Below are 16,271 nucleotides of genomic sequence, written 5' to 3' on the forward strand. Positions count from 1 at the left end.
AGATAAGCGCTTACGCTTCTAGCTTGGCCTTCTAGCTTAGCCTTCCAGCTTGGCCAGCTCGGCCTTCTGCTCGCTGAGCTTGTCCATATCGCGTTGGAACTCGGCCAGCTTGGCGCGCTCCTTCTCGATAACCGCTTCTGGCGCCTTGGCCACGAAGCCCTGGTTATTGAGCTTGCCTTCGATACGCTTGGCTTCACCCGCAAGCTTTTCAAGTTGCTTGTCGATACGGGCCATCTCGGCGGCCACATCGATAAGACCCGCCATAGGGATCAGCAGCTCCATCTCGCCAACCAGTTGGGTGGTCGACATAGGCGCCGTCTCATCGTCGGCAAGAATCGTCATCGACTCCAGCTTGGCCAGGGTCGCGAAGAAGGTCTGGTTAGCTTCGACGCGAGCCTTGTCTTGCTCGCTGACGCTGCGTAGCAGGGCGTTAAGCGGCTTGCTTGGGGCTATGTTCAGCTCGGCGCGGATGTTACGCACGGCGACGATCACCTGCTTGACCCATTCCAGATCTGCCATGGCGGCTTCATCTACCTTGCTTGCCTGATATTCAGGGAAAGGCATCAGCATCAGGGTGTCACCCTCGACGCCAGCCAGCGGCTTAACGCGCTGCCAGATGGTCTCTGTCAGGTATGGCATCATAGGGTGCAGCAGACGCTGCATGGCTTCCAGTACAGTTACTAGGGTATGACGGGTACCGCGCTGTTCGGCCTCGGTGCCGTTTTGCAGTACCGGCTTGGTCAGCTCCAGATACCAGTCACAGAACTGGTTCCAGGTGAATTCGTACAGGGTGTTGGCAGCCAGGTCGAAACGGTAGTTTTCCATGTGCTCGTCAAAGGCCTTAACCGTCTGGTTAAACAGGCCGATAATCCAGCGATCCGCCAGCGACAGCTGCATCTCGCCGTCAGCTTTTCCGTTTGGAGATTGCGGGCCACAGTCTTGCTCTTCCGTGTTCATCAACACATAGCGCGACGCGTTCCAGATCTTGTTACAGAAGCTGCGGTAACCGTCCAGGCGCTTCATGTCCCAGTTGATGTCACGGCCGGTAGAGGCCATGGCTGCCAGGGTGAAACGCAGGGCGTCGGTGCCGTGGGCCTCGATGCCGTCGGCAAACTCTTTACGGGTGCTCTTCTCGATCTTAGCGGCCAGCTGTGGCTGCATCATGTTGCCGGTGCGCTTCTCTACCAGGGCTTCGAGATCGATACCGTCGATCATATCCAGCGGATCCAGTACGTTACCCTTAGACTTGGACATCTTGTTGCCCTGCTCGTCACGGATAAGGCCGGTCACATACACCGTCTTGAACGGCACCTGCGGCTTGCCATCTTCGTCTTTGATGAAGTGCATGGTCATCATGATCATGCGCGCCACCCAGAAGAAGATGATGTCGAAACCTGTTACCAACACATCGGTTGGGTGGAAGGTCTTAAGCGCCTCGGTATCGTCTGGCCAGCCTAGGGTTGAGAAGGTCCACAGCGCAGAGCTGAACCAGGTATCCAGTACGTCTGGGTCTTGGCGCAGCACGACAGAATCGTCCAGGTTATGCTTGGCGCGCACTTCGGCTTCGTCGCGGCCCACATACACCTTTCCGGCTTCGTCGTACCATGCCGGGATACGGTGACCCCACCACAGCTGACGCGAGATACACCAGTCTTGAATGTCACGCATCCAAGAGAAGTACATGTTCTCATACTGCTGCGGCACAAACTTGATGTCGCCATTTTCAACTGCTTCGATGGCAGTCTTGGCCATAGGGGCCACGGCCACATACCACTGGTCTGTCAGCAGCGGCTCGATCACCACGCCAGAGCGATCGCCATAAGGCACCTTGAGGGCGTGTGGGTCAATCTTGCCCAGCAGGCCGAGTGACTCGAACTCTTCGACGATGGCGGTGCGCGCCTTGAAACGGTCCATGCCGGCGAAGCGCTCTGGCAGGCTGCCATCTAGCTCGTCATTGGCGGTGCCGTCTGAGTTAACCACTTCTGCCTGGCTGCGGATGGCCGCGTCTATGGTCAGAATGTTGAACATAGGCAGGTTGTGACGCTTACCTACCTCATAGTCGTTGAAGTCGTGGGCCGGGGTGATCTTCACACAGCCGGTACCGAACTCCATGTCCACATAGTCGTCGGCGACGATAGGGATGCGACGGTTAACGATAGGCAGCAGGATGAACTTGCCGATCAGCGATTGATAGCGCTCGTCGTCTGGATGTACGGCAACCGCACTGTCGCCCAGCATGGTTTCTGGACGCGTGGTGGCGACTTCCAGATAGTCTTTACCGTCGGCGGTCAGTTCGCCGTCGGCCAGCGGGTAGCGGAAGTGCCACATGCTGCCCTGCTTCTCTTTGTTTTCGACTTCGAGATCTGAGATAGCTGTGTGTAGCTTAGGATCCCAGTTGACCAGGCGCTTACCGCGGTAGATGAGGTCGTCGTTGTACAGGCGCACAAACACCTCTTGTACCGCGGCCGACATGCCTTCGTCCATGGTGAAGCGTTCACGATCCCAATCGACCGAGGCGCCCAGGCGACGCAGCTGCTTGGTGATGGTGCCGCCAGACTGATTTTTCCAGTCCCAGATACGGTCGATAAAGTTCTCACGGCCCAGGTCGTGACGGCTCTTGCCCTCTTCGGCCTCTACCTTGCGCTCCACCAACATCTGAGTGGCGATACCCGCGTGGTCGGTACCTACCTGCCACAGGGTGTTCTTGCCCTTCATTCGCTGGTAGCGGATCAGGGTATCCATGATGGTGTCTTGGAAGGCATGACCCATGTGCAGGCTACCGGTCACGTTTGGCGGCGGGATCATGATGCAGTAATTGCCTTTTGACTCATCGCCGTGGGGCTTAAAGTATCCTTTCTCTTCCCAGTTCTGGTACAGAGCCTGTTCGATTGACTGTGGGTTGTATGTCTTTTCCATAGGAGCGTGTGCTTCTCAAACTAATTAATTTGGTTGTTGGGTCGTCAGGGGGATCCCTAACTCGCGATACTGGCGATAACGATCGCGCGCGGTCGCTTTCATGGCAGCATCGTTGGCAACGAAGTCGATAATCTGGCCAAAGTTTACCGCAAATTGCGGCGCTTGGTCTGCAAGATTAATCAGAAGGTGACGATTTTTATTTGGGCCCAATTTATCGAAGCCTATCTCCACCGGCGCGCCACCCGTAGGCCCTTCGCCCTTGAGGTTATGGGGCACAAATGCGCTGGGTTCAAATTGCCATAAAATTTCGTCAACTTCATAGGCCTGCTGCTGGTCATTGCAGTGGATATACACCAGCTGTTGACCACGATACGCCTGCTGGGCGAGTCGGCAGGCGAAAAGATAGACACTCTCTTGCTCCGCCTTGGCAACATTGGTTGCGGCAGAACTGGCTTGTGGCATCAAGTAAAACAAGGCGTTAGGCATTATTTGGCTCTATGTCGCTCGTGTCTGGCTAGGCGTTGACGAAAGAGAGGATTTTACACTAAAAGTGAGTTGGTAAACCAGAGGGGGAGGGGATTTGTCGAATAACAAATTGGGTAATATTTTTTGGTTGGAGTGTCTACCTGACTCAGGTACTTGGATAGGAGGTTCTGAACCATAGCCTCATGGTTTATCAATCGCTGTCCGGCGGGGACTGTGCTACGTCATGTAGATTCCATTTATTCAGTTAAGCGTTTACCTGTGTTGGGTATTTGTATGGTGAGTTTTAAACCATAGCTTCACTGTTTATCAATTGCTTGGCAGCAGGCTTTTCGTGCAAACATTCTTTTGGCACGCAGCAAGTCCATCCTTGGATGCTCTGCGAAATCATCCATGATTTCGAAGGCTAAAAGCATGTTTACACCGAGTTATCTATCTCTTCGATTTGACCTTGTGAGAAGGTCTAGACGTAAAATCATTATGGGAATTGGTATTGGTCTGAATGTTTACTCTGTCCCCACTAAATTTGCCGTTCTCGATATTTTTGCATTGTAACCAAGTTAACAAGAGGGCAAAAAATAACAGGCTTATTGTTTCTACCCGTATAGTGCAATTTACCAACGAGCAGTATATGAACTCCTTGTAGATCATCTAGTTCTTTAATTTTAAATGCTTCTAAGAAATCATCCCGAATGTCAGCAAAGACTTTTACACTCAATCCTGATTTGGAATCACTTGCATTTAGCCATATTCCACCATAAGTCTCGTCAAAAGAGTCAACAATGAGTCCCCAAAATAGTCTGCTCCTATCATCATCTACTGCTGGTGAAATATCGTCAAAATGGACAGCAACATCTTTAATTTCACCTTTTACTTTCAACTGCCCACTTTCCGAGTAAATTTCAACTAACTTATCTGAATACTTAAAATCAGGGAAACGTTTTAGGTAAGATAAAATTTGACGTAGTGTTCGAGTAACACTTGTTTCATAGGAAGAACCACGCCCTGTACCTGTCGCACCTCCACGAGGAGTAACAAAACCTTCTTTAGGTATAGGGGGAAGATCAACGTTTGCTATGACCCCGCCAGATTGATCTCCTAAATTAATAATGTAGTCAGTTGCTGCTGGAACAGGCACATCTACAGACTTTCCTGCATCACTTCCATCATCTACGACTAGATAAGATGTTCTATGTTCGCACTCACCTTGATGATGATGAGAGTTAAAGTGCGCCCCACGCGATACTTTTGCAGTCGGTTTTGTTGCCGAACGAAACCACGCAACATCATTACATCCAATACACAGTAAACTAGCTTTGTAGGTTTGCTGTATTTCCTTTGGTAACGCCTCGAATTCTGAGGCCGTGAAAAATCGCCCGTCTTTTGTACTAATTGCATTTTCCATTTGCATATCCTTATGACTTAGTCGGTTCAACACATCACAAGGGAGTGCTCACTAACGCTCACGCCTTTATGATCATAATCATCTAGTTTAATTGTGTTTAAAAGGTGTTTTAATGATTCGGGGTTTACCAATATCTTTTCCCTTATCGAAGTTCATTAAATTCTAGGGAGCGAATTTGAACACCTTGCGATGTTCTACATTCTTTATAGCAAGTTTGAATCGCTAATCCTCTTAACAACATAATTGTTCAACTGAGGCTCCGAAAGTCGATTATTTATGACCTTGCGCCTCATAAATGTTCCATTCATAAGGCTCTCCTTTTGGCCAATCAACTGAGATTGAAAACGTCTTATTCGTGTATGGTGGCACATTTATTTCTATCCTATATTTGTTCTGCCTAGGAAGGGGCATTTCTTCTTTAGCTAATATCCTTTTTTCAAGCCACCCCTTCTCAGTCAAATTAATGATTAGCTCTGTAATCGTCCAATCAGGATTTCCGTTATAAATATTTCCAGAAAAGTACCCATAGGAAGTTATGCTGGCTCGCCCTGTTATCTGCTCTTTTGATTCAAGCGGAATTTTTTGTGAAATTTGAGATTTACTTTTTTTTAAAGGAAACTTCTTAAGGCATGAGCGATGAACTAACTGTGCTGCAACATCGCTTTGTACACCTTTCATTCCTGCAATGATGCATTCATCGTAGTCATCTGGACCGAACCAATCAGCAATTGCATAAACAGGAGTTAAACTGTAAACGGTGAGAATAAAAAATAAAATCAATCGACTCATTATAATATCCCTATTATTACAATACTATTTTATTTAACTAATTGAATAAATTGCTAAAAAATGGCAGGGGAAACTTTTATGGGAGGTGATTGGCGCATGTGGTTGGCTTTTCCTTCCCGGAATGGCTTATCGATGTTTGATTCGATTAGGCCTAGTTCTGTCCCTAACTGGTTATACTTTAATCTACTTAGCTGATGTCAATCAACATGTTATGTCACATTTCAGTCTGCTTTTTTGTCTAAAAATAATAACTTGTCTCAATGCCTCCCCCCAATGAAGCCAAATCGAAGAGACGTTGGATAGCGAGTGTAAGCACACTTTTGGCTCTCGGCGGCAGGGCCGAAAATGTTCCCGTCATTTTTCGGCATTCCCTCCATCCATGTAGGTCAGATGATTTCGCAGAGCCAACATGGATGTGCTGGCGGCGAGCCAAAATAGTGTTTGCACATACGTCGTTCCTTCACTTCCCTGTGATCTCGACATTCGTACTTCCATGTACAGCACCCGCCGGGCAGGCGTTAGGTTGCAATGAAGATACGACCTTCAAATCTCCTGTAAATACAAATTTGGCCAAATGTTTCTCACCAATGGGCACCCCATGACGCTAAATCGAAGAGACGTTTGATACCGGGTGTAGATACGCCGGTGAGCTTCCGAAACAGGGATGTTTCGGCAGAGCCTAAAGGGATTTATTCACGGCGTCTCACAGGTGTATCTGCACAACCCCCGCCGGGCAGGCGTTAGGTAACAATGAAGGTTCGACCTTCAAATCCACTTCGCCAAAGACCACGACGTGAAGCGTTAACACTCAGTTTTTTTGACATTAACCACAATGTCCTCTATTCCCGCTGGGCAGGCGATAGATTGCCATGAAGGTACGACCTTCAAATCTCCCACCAATATCAATGCAGCCAAATGCTGCTTCCCAATCGGCAACATTGAAGCCAAGTCGAAGAGACGTTAGATACCGGGTGTAGATGCATCTGCGGACGGCGATGATAAGCGGCAAATCCCCCGCCGCGTGTTGCGGCAAAAAAAATCCCCCGGGGTGGTGGGGGACTTGGGTGCCATTGAATCGTGGCAAAGGGAGCGCCTCTAACCTGATGAGCGTCTTGCCATCGAGCTAGAGGCCAAGGTTACCATTAATGGAATTTTCTACGGATGGCCAATGGGAGGAGCAGCAAGACCAGGTATCCCAGGCTACCGCCGCCTGAATTCTCTTCTTTGACCTCGATTGAGAGGTTTGCGTTTGTGCTGAGTCCCATGGCGTCGGTGGCCGTGACCACTACGCTAGATTTACCCGAGATCTTGCTGCTACCGCTGAGTTGGCCTTGTGCACTTAGGCTGATACCCGATGGTAGGCCTACGGCTGTAAAGCTCAGGGCATGACCATCGGCGTCGGCAAATGCGCTGGCTAAATCGCGAGAGACGGCTTCGCCTGTCTTGAGTGACACAGCACCCAGCCCTGAGGCTGTTGGGGCTGAATTCACCTGGACGGTAGCAGACACAGAGGCCCTGGCACCTAAGGTGTCTGTAACTGTGGCGAGCACCTGATGTTCACCTGCCTGGGTGAGTTGTCCGTAAGCCATGCCGAGGGCATTTACCTCGAGCGCCGAGCCTTCATCCGTTGTAAAGGTTAAGTCCTGGCCCTCTGAATCGCTTACCGCATCGGCGAGGTTAAAGGTGATATTCTGCCCTGGATTGATCCAATAGGTGTCTATGGCTTCAACGACCGGAGCCGAGTTAGCAAAGAAAGGCAGACTAATGCTGAGCGTCATATCTTTGCTGTCGGTCACCAGGATGTCGAGTTCGCCCGAGTCATGGCTTGTCGTGTCATAGGTGAGCATGCCCGACTCAGTGAGCTCGGCATCAGAGGGAAGATTGCTCGAGCTGAAGACGAGCTGGTCATCATTGTCGGCGTCAAATACGAACTCACTGATATTACGCTCTACTTTCTCCCCTTCATTGGCTAGTAGGGGCATGAGTGCTGAGGTCAAAATTGGACTGGTGGCGATATCGGCCCGCATCAGTAGGTTGTTGGAGTAATTGAGGCTCGCGTTAAAGATCAGGTTCTGTTTTACCGAATCGTCATAGGCTATCTTCCTGGTATTTAAGCCTGACACCCCTAAGTCCTGAGCCATGATGCTCTCTAGCTGTTTCCAGACGCCGCTCTGTCTGTCGATAGCATAGGTGTTCAGATTATTATAATTAGCGTTTACGACGTAATCTTCAGATATGAAGGTTAAGTCATTGGAATAAAGCCCTGAAACAAAAGAGGTCGACATAAATGACAGGCTGAGATCGTCATTAATCTTATAACTCGAGACTGCGGAGTCGTTTATAAAATAGATGTTCTTGCCGTTTGTGATGATCGTTGCGTTGTCGGGGACCGAACCAGAGAGATCTATGCCTTCTTCAAGATCGACGTCCTTGTTCGCAATGTCCACACCGACGAAATAGAATTTAGTGTTTTCTCTGTCCCAGACATAGGGTTTTCCGTCGACGAAGCCTATGCTCCTATAGCTGTAATAGGTATTAAAGAGCGCTGAATCTAAGGTGTCGATAAAGGTCGGATTATTGTCCGCATCCAGGCTAAAGAATGCATAGCCGCCATCTTGTGACAGAAACGCCGCGACTCCACTGCTCGGGTCAAACTGGGCAGAATTACTGTTACTGTGGTAGTAAAATGGATTTCCCGATGCGGTCAGAGGTTTCATCTCTGTCGAAATAACCCCTTTATCATCGACCTCTAGGGCCATAAAGCGATCATTTTGTGAATTCGGTGTAAAGTTAAAATATCTCCCCGCGAGGAGTATGTTGTTGCCTTTAACGACGACCCTATCTATGGACGGCGATGCACCGTAATCGAAACCCAATTGTTCCCAAGTCGTAGAATAGAGTGGGGTTTGAGCGCTTGAGTCGGCGAGCATTGAATAGATGCCTTGTCTATCAATAGCAACAATGATATCGAGTGACTCGATAAAGGCGATTTGGGTACTTGAATCGCCGAAAATCGGCATATTTTGTTGTCCATCGACTAGGGTATCTTTTTTGACAAAGTCATAAGCCGTGGAGCTGTTGGCAAAGAGTTCGGCCTTTTCATTCTTCATTCTCCAGCCGATTCCATCTGCTACAGTCAGTTGATTAAGGTAGACATTGGTGGTGACTGTGTCTTCCAATGTAAAAGTGGGTGAAACACCGTCATCGAAGCGATAAATTTTACCAAGACTGTCACTTTTCTGAACAAATAGTTTGCCATCAATTAGCCTGATGGAGTTGCTATTTACATAGGTATTGAAAGTATTGTAGATGGTGTCACTGTAGCTGGTCGTTAACGTCTTATTCGTCTCATCTAAGTGGTAGACATTAATATTACCACTCTCAGTTATAAATATATTCTTGGTATTAGGATCGAACTGGATGTTATCAATATTTTGATAGGTGCCGATCAGGGGGAGCCGGGCAATTTCAGTTGTCGAGCCATTTGTTGAGTCGAGTTTGAGTGCAATTAATGCAGAGGTCGAATCATAGGTGGTGCCGCGGCCAAAAAGGAGTAAAGTTTGGTTGGCTTCATTATATTCAACTCCCGATACGCTCGAAGGGAGTTTATCGCTGTCGACTAGAATAAAGGGGCTTAGCTCTCCGGTGACTTTATCCCTTTTGGCAATAGATAGGTGATTTTGGTAACTATTCCAGCTGAAGAGATAGCTTCCATCATCAGAGATCTGGCTCTTGGTACTATAATCGATAGAATGAGTACCTATGCTGGTATAGGTAAATTTGGTTTGCCAAACTTTATTATCAGAATCTAAGCTCATCACCTCTATCTGATAGTGACTGTCTTCCCTTTTCTTTAAATACATAAACTTAGCGTCGGGACTCAGAGAGATATTGTCGCGGTTGTTATAGTAATCCTCTTTTCCGATGCTCTGCTTACCCATATAGCTTATGGTGTTGTCATCGTTGGCAAAAAAAGTATGCAAGTAATGATTGTCTACGCCAACGGCTAGTTTGTTCGATGCATAAATTTGATAGATGTCATGAATATGACCTTCATTAATTACGCCTGTATTTTCAACGGTCAGAGCATGCTGCATGTGTTCGGTGATAGCCGTTGTTTGGGTTTCGTTATAGACAACGCCGTAAGATTGAAATGAAGACAATAGGCCGAGAGCAGCCAACCAACAGAGAGGTTTAGTGGTGATCATATGGGGCAACATCCATTTATAGTAAAAATTCCTAAAGCACACCCAAAGTCAGTGTGCTATTTATTCGCCGCTTATATTAGCGTTAGCGATTATTTTGAGCATTTCGCTTTATTGAATTAGTGGAGGAAATGAACAGAATAATTGAGCGAGAAAAATACAGACTTACACACAAAAGTGCAACATTTTTAAATAAACTTGTTAACTTTAGTATTAGCTTAAATGTCTATGTCTCTGAACTCGAAAGGGCTAATTTTCCCTTATAACGCGATATTCCGGCTAAGTAGGTGGGATGGTGAATAATTGGGGCTTGAGCAAACCTTTAAAGGTTTTTATCGATACATGCTGCTAAGTCTTTTCATTCCCAGAATGGCATGATCTATGTTTGATTCGAGTGGGCCTAGCTCTGTCCTTGATTGGTTGCACATTAAGCGATTGGTCAGGAAGTAATCAACATCTTCGGTGACATTTTTGTACGTTTTTTTCTTAAAAATAATAACTGGTCTTAATGCCACCCAATGAGGTCAAATCGAAGAGACGCTAGACATCGAGTGCAAACACGATTTTGGCCTTCGAAAGCAGGGCCGAAAATGCTCCCGACATTTTCGGCATTCCCTACATCCATGCCTCTCATTCGTAAGCTCGAAGCTTTACTTCACTCACCGTGCCCAAAAGAGTGCTTGGTTTCTTCTATCGAAAACCAATGAAGTTAAATCGAAGAGACGTTGGATACCGAGTGTAAACACGATTTTGGCCTTCGAAAGCAGGGCCGAAAATGTTCCCGACATTTTTCGGCATTCCCTCCATCCGTGGAGGTCAGATGATTTCGCAGAGCCTAAAGGGACTTATTCACGGCGTCTCACAGGTGTATCTGCACAACCCCCGCCGGGCAGGCGTTAGGTAACAATGAAGGTGTGACCTTCAACACCCTTGCCGAGTATCCAATCAGCCAGACGCTAAATCCCAAGCCTATGCCAAATGCTAAACCCCCAGCCCACACCAACTGCTACCTGGCCAAAGCAGCGCCGAAGGTCATGATGAAATGACCTGAGTGGTAAACCTGTGCAGCGTGATGGTGTCACGCCAATAATCCTGTGGCCAGCCGCCTTTCTGTTTCAGGGCATCGACAAAGTCCCTGGGGGCGGGCAGGCTTTGCCATACCGAGGGTAGAAACAGGGCGCGGCGTTGGCCGTCATCCATCAGCAAGCCATCGACATTGGGGCGTAGCGTGGATCGCAGAGCGCCTTCGCCCTGATTGTCTATGGGGACGAGGGGCGAGAGGATGGAGATCTCTAGGCTGAGGGCGTCGCGCTCGTCATCTTGTAGCGGTGCAAAGCGGCGATCCTTAAAGGCGGCGCTATAGGCATTTTCGCAGGCGCATTGCCACAGGGGATCGCTGGCATCCACCCGGCCTATGCAGCCTCTGAGTTCGCCGGCTTTGTGCAGGGTGACGAAACAGGCCGCTGGCGTCAGCAGGGCCTCACTTTCTGGCGGTTGTGGCAGCACCAGGCGCCCTTGGGTTAGCCCCTGGTCTATCACCTGCCATATCAGATCGAGCAGGCAGCCTTTATCGCCGGCGCTGAGTTCAATAGAGGACGAAACTGGCATAGCCGACGACCTCTTCGTTGTCTCTGGGGGCGCGATGTTCATTGTGCGCCATGATATCTCCCGAGTTTGCGTGGCTGACACATTGGATCTGCCAGCCCTGTTGTTTGCCATAGTCGAGCAGGCCGTTGATGGCATGACAGCCGCAGGCCTGCTGGGACGTCAGGTGGGTGTCCAGGGCCAGAATTGTGCTGCGGGTCTCTAGGTCGAGGCGATTAGCCAGAGGATAGGGGTGGTAGTGGCTGAGGTCGCTGCTGACGACGACCAGGGGCGCGGGCCTATCGGGGGCATAGCTCAGGGTAGCCTTAATCAACTTACTGATCGCCTCGCTGCCAGAGTCGCCTACCACCACGGGTATCAGACTAAAATCTGGTAGGCAGTATTGCAGCAGCGGGAGCTGGACCTCCAGCGCATGTTCCTGCTGATGGGCGGTATCTGATTCTATGGCTAACCTTTGATAGAGCAGGGCCTCAACCAACTCGCGGTCGATGGCGACCTCGCCCATGGGGGTGATAAAGCGGTCGCTGCGGGGCAGGGCGGCGCCCCTGAGGCCGACATAGTGACTCGGCCCTAATAGCAAGACCTTGTTATAGGCTGGTTTTTTGTTGGCAAGCAGGCGATAGGCGGCTGCGGCAATGGCGCCGGAATAGAAATAACCAGCATGGGGGGCGATGATGGCCTTGGGGACGATAGTGCTGTGGCTCGGCTGGTCAAAATAACTGGCGATCTGCTGTATTAAATCACCAGGGTTATCGGGATAAAAACGCCCGGCAACCGCGGGTTCTCTGTACCTCATGGCTCTCTCCCGAGCGGTGCTCAACTATACTTTCAGTGTAGGCCATCGGCAGGGGGAGCGCGCCATGAATCAAACGCCGCCGAGATATTTTCCCACCCAATATTGGCATGCCTTAGACGATGGGCGTGTCTGCTGTGATGTCTGTCCGCGCAAGTGCACCCTGCGCGAGGGCAAACGCGGCGCCTGTTTCGTGCGCATGCACCATCAAGGCGAGATAGTGCTGACCAGTTATGGCCGCTCTTCAGGCTTCTGTATCGACCCTATCGAGAAGAAACCCCTGAACCATTTCTACCCGGGCTCCAGCGTGCTGAGTTTTGGCACCGCGGGATGCAACCTGAGCTGCCTGTTTTGCCAAAATTGGGACATGAGTAAGTCGCGGCAGATGGACACCCTGTGCGATAGCGCCATGCCAGATGAGCTGGCCGCCACGGCCCGCCGCCATAGTTGCAAGAGTCTCGCCTTTACCTATAACGACCCCGTGGTGTTTATGGAGTACGCCATAGACGCCGCCCAGGCAGCCCATGAGTTGGGGCTTAAGAGCGTGGCGGTGAGCGCGGGTTATATCTGCGAGGCGCCGCGTGCCGAGTTTTACCAATATATGGATGCGGCCAATATCGACCTTAAGGCCTTTAGCGAGTCCTTCTATCACAAGATCTGTCATGGTCAGCTGCAACCTGTGCTGGAGACCCTGCTCTATCTTAAGCATGAGACCCAGGTGTGGTTTGAGGTAACTACCTTGTTGATCCCCGGCGAGAACGATAGCGACCAGGAGCTTAACGCCATGTGCCAGTGGCTGGTGGAAAACTTAGGCCCGGATGTGCCGCTGCATTTTAGCGCCTTTCATCCCGACTTTAAGCTGTTGGATAAGCCGGTGACGCCCCTGAGTACATTGCAACGGGCGCGGCGTATCGCCCTCAATCATGGTTTGCATTATGTCTATTGCGGCAACGTGCACGACCCAGATTCGGACGCCACCTACTGCGCCAGCTGTCACAAACGCCTTATCGAGCGCGACTGGTATCAGCTGGGGCAATATGCGCTGGATGAGAAGGGGGCCTGTCGCTATTGCGGCGTGCCGCTGCCGGGCCGCTTTGCTAAGGGGCGGGAAGATTTCGGTTCACGGCGCATCGCGGTGCGCATTCATCGCGATGAGGCCTGAGTCTCTTCGGGCTTGCTGCCGGCCTGCCTGGGCTTGAGCGCCACCCCACGTATGGTGGGTCGGGCCAGGGGCATCGCCTTACGCATGCTCTCACGGGTGATCGATTCTATCTGAAAGCCTGCGCGGCGGATCTGCGCCTCCGTCTCTCGGTTGAGGTGGCAGTTGCCCGCGATGCGGCGCCAGATGAAGTTGACCCTGTCTTGCCAGCGTCGCCTGCGGGTGCCCTTTTCTGCGGCGACATGTTCGAGAAACAGCAGGTGACCGCCGGGTTTGAGCACCCGCCAGATCTCCGCCAGTGTCGTGGGCAGATCCACCACGGTGCAGCAGACCAAGGATACAAACACCCAGTCGATACTTTCATCCTCGCAGGCCAGGGCTTCCGCCGGGCAGTCCAGTACAGTGATATTGCTATCGGGTAGCTCGGCGACGGCGCGCTCCAGGCGGCGTCTCATGTCCACGTCGGGTTCGGTCAGCACTAGCTCGAGCCCAGGCACATTGGGGTAGAGGGGCAGGCTGGCGCCGGTACCCGCGCCGATCTCCAGCACGCGGCCGCTGACCTGGCTGAGCAGGGTCCGGCGCCAGTCGATGAGGCAGGCCTGTTCGGGCCCGCGCATGAAACTGTCGTAACAAAAGGCGATGATGCGAGACATCTTGGCCTCCGGATCACACGCCGCGACCAAAGAGCCGGCGGCGTATCATGAATGACTTATTTAAGTATGGGCCCTGATACCGAAAAGACACATCTGTGGTCTATCTTTAGGCCTTTAAGACTATCTTTAGATCTTTAAGGCTTTCTTTGGGCTTTGGGCTTTGGGCTTTGGGGCTTTGGTGCGCCGCTGTGCCCGATATCTAGCAGCCCTTAGTTCTCGCTGGTGGAGATCAAGAGGTCAAACCTTGGGTTGTTTCTCAGGTTGGCGAAGTCATCCTCGTTGGCGGCGACCTCCTTGAAGGAGACGCTGTTTTCGATGGCCTGCTCAAGGTCAGACAGGGCACGTTCCTCCTGTCCCAGACAGGCGAAGGCGCAGGCGCGTTGATAGAGGGCGTGGGCGTTGCTGCCGTCGACCTCAAGCACCCGGTTACATAGGCTGAGGGCCCAGTTGAACTCGCGCATCTCCATGGCCGCGTCGGCCTTGTAGGTCATGGCCTCGAGATCGCCCGGGCGTATGGTGAGGATCTCGTTATAGACGGCGATCTTCTGCTCCGGGGTCTGGGCACTCTGGGATTGCAGCCAGAGGGTGTGGATCTCGTTGATGATCTCGATCTCGCGATTGTTCTTGGTGATGATGCGGCTCTTACGCTTGAGATCTTGCTCGAGTACCTTGAACTTCTCCTCATATTGCTCGGTGATCGACTGCAACTGTTCGGCGGCGAGCTTGGCGGTGTTGGTCTTGATCTCCCTGAGGGACTGCCAGCCGATGAAGGCGATCAAGGATGCCACACCTGCGATGATGTAGAAGAAGTAGGTGACGGTGACGTTGGCATAGTTGAGGGACTTGTCGGCCACCGCCAGCTCCCGGTCGGTGATCTCGATTGTCATGCGGCGCTCGAGATCTTGCTGCTCCATCCTAAGGGCCTTGAGCTCGTCGAGTATGTAACGCTCCACCAGGGGCTTGTCTAAAATCGGCTGCTGAGCATGGGTCAAGGCGGGCTGTGGCGGGGCAATCTGGGGCTCGTTGGCCCCCTGGACCGTGAGTGTCGTGGTGAGTGAAATAATGGCGATTAACAGGCAAAGTAAGCGTGGCATATCAGATTTCCGTCTTTAATTTAGGTCGTTAACTTAGTGTGAGTCGTCCTAATCTAGGGTCACACTAACAACATAGGGCGTTTGATGCCAATCTAATTGCCAGACGGAAAAGGTCAATTAGTCGGGCTGTTGGTCCACTAGGCTAGGGCCTGTTTATCTTTCGCGTTCATTTTTGCAGCATTCTGTATCGCCTTTTATACAAGGCAGAGCGATTGTAATGTGGTGTGCTACATCAATGAGCGATAACGCAGTAGAAAAATGATACAGACGCTGCCCGCAGGGTTCGTCTTGAGCACGTTCAACTCTTTGTTACTCGGTTTTTATATAGAATAACTATACTACAAGCCTCATGCCGCGATTTGAACGTGCTCAATTAGAACAAAATTTGTTCTCAAAAGATCAACAGGCCCTAGGGGAAAGCCACTTCGGGTAGGCATTCGAAGCCCGGCTTAGCAAACAGATAGCCCTGCATAAGCGCAACGCCTGCACCTTTAAGCCATCGCATCTCGCCTGGTGTCTCTATGCCTTCGGCCAGGCATCTTATCTTGAGTTGGTGACAGATACCGAGCAGGTGAGTAACTATGACCTGCCGGGTCTCGTCTCTATCTATGTTACGGATCAGCTCCATGTCCAGCTTGATGAGATCGGTCTGGAAGTTGGCGAGCAGACCTAAGCCGGCATAGCCAGCGCCAAAGTCGTCGATGGCGGTCATAAAGCCAAGTTCCCGGTAGTATTCCACTACGCGTTTGACGTGCCCGCTGTCGGTTATTTTTTCGGATTCGGTAAATTCGAACATGATCCGCTCCGTCGGGAAGCCATACTCCCTTGCGGCCGCCAGAGTGGTACGAATGCAACGTTCGGGTTGGTAGATGGCGTTGGGCAGGAAGTTAATGCTTAATATGGATTCCAAATTTAGCTTGGCCGCCAGTGCGATAGCCTTGACTCGACAGGATTGATCGAAGGCATAGCGGTTGTCGTCATTGACCCTTGAGATCACCGAATAGGCGGCTTCATCATTGGGGCCGCGCACCAGCGCCTCATAGCCAAATACCTTTTGGTTGGCGATATCGACGATTGGCTGGAATGCCATAGTGAAATCGAAGTCGAGAGCAACATTTTTGCTACACTGCTGACATCCTTTCATTGTCAATTGCGATTGTACAGCTTCC

11 protein-coding genes are annotated in these 16,271 nt (G+C 50.8%); 1 reads left to right on the plus strand and 10 read right to left on the minus strand.

The window, feature by feature from the left end; genetic code table 11:
* Positions 1–36: 36 nt before the first annotated feature.
* The 7 genes from L1D43_RS02065 to amrB all read right to left on the minus strand — a co-directional run bounded on the left by L1D43_RS02065 (position 37) and on the right by amrB (position 12,199).
* Positions 37–2,916, minus strand: a complete 2,880-nt coding sequence (locus tag L1D43_RS02065) for a valine--tRNA ligase (protein WP_239849762.1) — start codon at positions 2,914–2,916, stop codon at positions 37–39.
* Positions 2,917–2,940: 24 nt separating this feature from the next.
* A complete protein-coding gene (locus L1D43_RS02070; RefSeq protein WP_239849763.1) occupies positions 2,941–3,402 on the minus strand; it encodes a DNA polymerase III subunit chi in 462 nt (153 codons plus the stop codon).
* A 517-nt stretch (positions 3,403–3,919) separates the two neighbouring features.
* Positions 3,920–4,804, minus strand: a complete 885-nt coding sequence (locus L1D43_RS02075) for a hypothetical protein (RefSeq protein WP_239849764.1) — start codon at positions 4,802–4,804, stop codon at positions 3,920–3,922.
* Positions 4,805–5,074: 270 nt separating this feature from the next.
* Positions 5,075–5,593 carry a hypothetical protein gene (locus L1D43_RS02080; RefSeq protein ID WP_239849765.1) on the minus strand — a complete coding sequence of 173 codons (519 nt, stop codon included), beginning with the start codon at positions 5,591–5,593 and terminating at the stop codon, positions 5,075–5,077.
* 1,142 nt (positions 5,594–6,735) lie between these two features.
* Positions 6,736–9,801: a putative Ig domain-containing protein gene (locus tag L1D43_RS02085; protein WP_239849766.1), complete on the minus strand. Its 3,066-nt coding sequence runs from the start codon at positions 9,799–9,801 to the stop codon at positions 6,736–6,738.
* A 1,029-nt stretch (positions 9,802–10,830) separates the two neighbouring features.
* Complete coding sequence (gene amrA, locus L1D43_RS02090; protein ID WP_239849767.1) at positions 10,831–11,406, minus strand: AmmeMemoRadiSam system protein A; 576 nt, start codon at positions 11,404–11,406, stop codon at positions 10,831–10,833.
* Positions 11,384–12,199 carry an AmmeMemoRadiSam system protein B gene (amrB, locus tag L1D43_RS02095; protein ID WP_239849768.1) on the minus strand — a complete coding sequence of 272 codons (816 nt, stop codon included), beginning with the start codon at positions 12,197–12,199 and terminating at the stop codon, positions 11,384–11,386. Before amrB ends, amrA begins: the two co-directional genes overlap by 23 nt.
* A 64-nt stretch (positions 12,200–12,263) precedes the next feature.
* On the opposite strand from amrB, the gene amrS reads away from it, so the two are divergent.
* Complete coding sequence (gene amrS, locus L1D43_RS02100) at positions 12,264–13,358, plus strand: AmmeMemoRadiSam system radical SAM enzyme (protein ID WP_239849769.1); 1,095 nt, start codon at positions 12,264–12,266, stop codon at positions 13,356–13,358.
* Here the strand turns inward: amrS and L1D43_RS02105 are convergent.
* The 3 genes from L1D43_RS02105 to L1D43_RS02115 form a co-directional block, all read right to left on the minus strand.
* Complete coding sequence (locus L1D43_RS02105) at positions 13,340–14,008, minus strand: class I SAM-dependent methyltransferase (RefSeq protein WP_239849770.1); 669 nt, start codon at positions 14,006–14,008, stop codon at positions 13,340–13,342. The genes amrS and L1D43_RS02105 overlap by 19 nt on opposite strands.
* Positions 14,009–14,217: 209 nt before the next feature.
* Positions 14,218–15,102: a hypothetical protein gene (locus tag L1D43_RS02110; RefSeq protein ID WP_239849771.1), complete on the minus strand. Its 885-nt coding sequence runs from the start codon at positions 15,100–15,102 to the stop codon at positions 14,218–14,220.
* A gap of 409 nt (positions 15,103–15,511) precedes the next feature.
* On the minus strand, positions 15,512–16,246 hold the full coding sequence (locus tag L1D43_RS02115; RefSeq protein ID WP_239851014.1) for an EAL domain-containing protein: 735 nt from the start codon (positions 16,244–16,246) through the stop codon (positions 15,512–15,514).
* Between the last annotated feature and the right edge of the window lie 25 nt (positions 16,247–16,271).

Origin of the sequence: Shewanella sp. Isolate8, assembly GCF_022398495.1 — a bacterium.
GTDB classification, from domain to species: Bacteria; Pseudomonadota; Gammaproteobacteria; order Enterobacterales; family Shewanellaceae; genus Shewanella; species Shewanella aquimarina.

Bases quoted from the DNA above. Each gene is read 5' to 3' on its own strand.
- amrA (WP_239849767.1), bottom strand. From the start codon at position 11,406: ATGCCAGTTTCGTCCTCTATTGAACTCAGCGCCGGCGATAAAGGCTGC.
- L1D43_RS02065 (WP_239849762.1), bottom strand. From the start codon at position 2,916: ATGGAAAAGACATACAACCCACAGTCAATCGAACAGGCTCTGTACCAG.
- amrS (WP_239849769.1), top strand. From the start codon at position 12,264: ATGAATCAAACGCCGCCGAGATATTTTCCCACCCAATATTGGCATGCC.
- amrB (WP_239849768.1), bottom strand. From the start codon at position 12,199: ATGAGGTACAGAGAACCCGCGGTTGCCGGGCGTTTTTATCCCGATAAC.
- L1D43_RS02105 (WP_239849770.1), bottom strand. From the start codon at position 14,008: ATGTCTCGCATCATCGCCTTTTGTTACGACAGTTTCATGCGCGGGCCC.
- L1D43_RS02085 (WP_239849766.1), bottom strand. From the start codon at position 9,801: ATGATCACCACTAAACCTCTCTGTTGGTTGGCTGCTCTCGGCCTATTG.
- L1D43_RS02110 (WP_239849771.1), bottom strand. From the start codon at position 15,102: ATGCCACGCTTACTTTGCCTGTTAATCGCCATTATTTCACTCACCACG.
- L1D43_RS02115 (WP_239851014.1), bottom strand. From the start codon at position 16,246: ATGAAAGGATGTCAGCAGTGTAGCAAAAATGTTGCTCTCGACTTCGAT.
- L1D43_RS02070 (WP_239849763.1), bottom strand. From the start codon at position 3,402: ATGCCTAACGCCTTGTTTTACTTGATGCCACAAGCCAGTTCTGCCGCA.
- L1D43_RS02080 (WP_239849765.1), bottom strand. From the start codon at position 5,593: ATGAGTCGATTGATTTTATTTTTTATTCTCACCGTTTACAGTTTAACT.
- L1D43_RS02075 (WP_239849764.1), bottom strand. From the start codon at position 4,804: ATGGAAAATGCAATTAGTACAAAAGACGGGCGATTTTTCACGGCCTCA.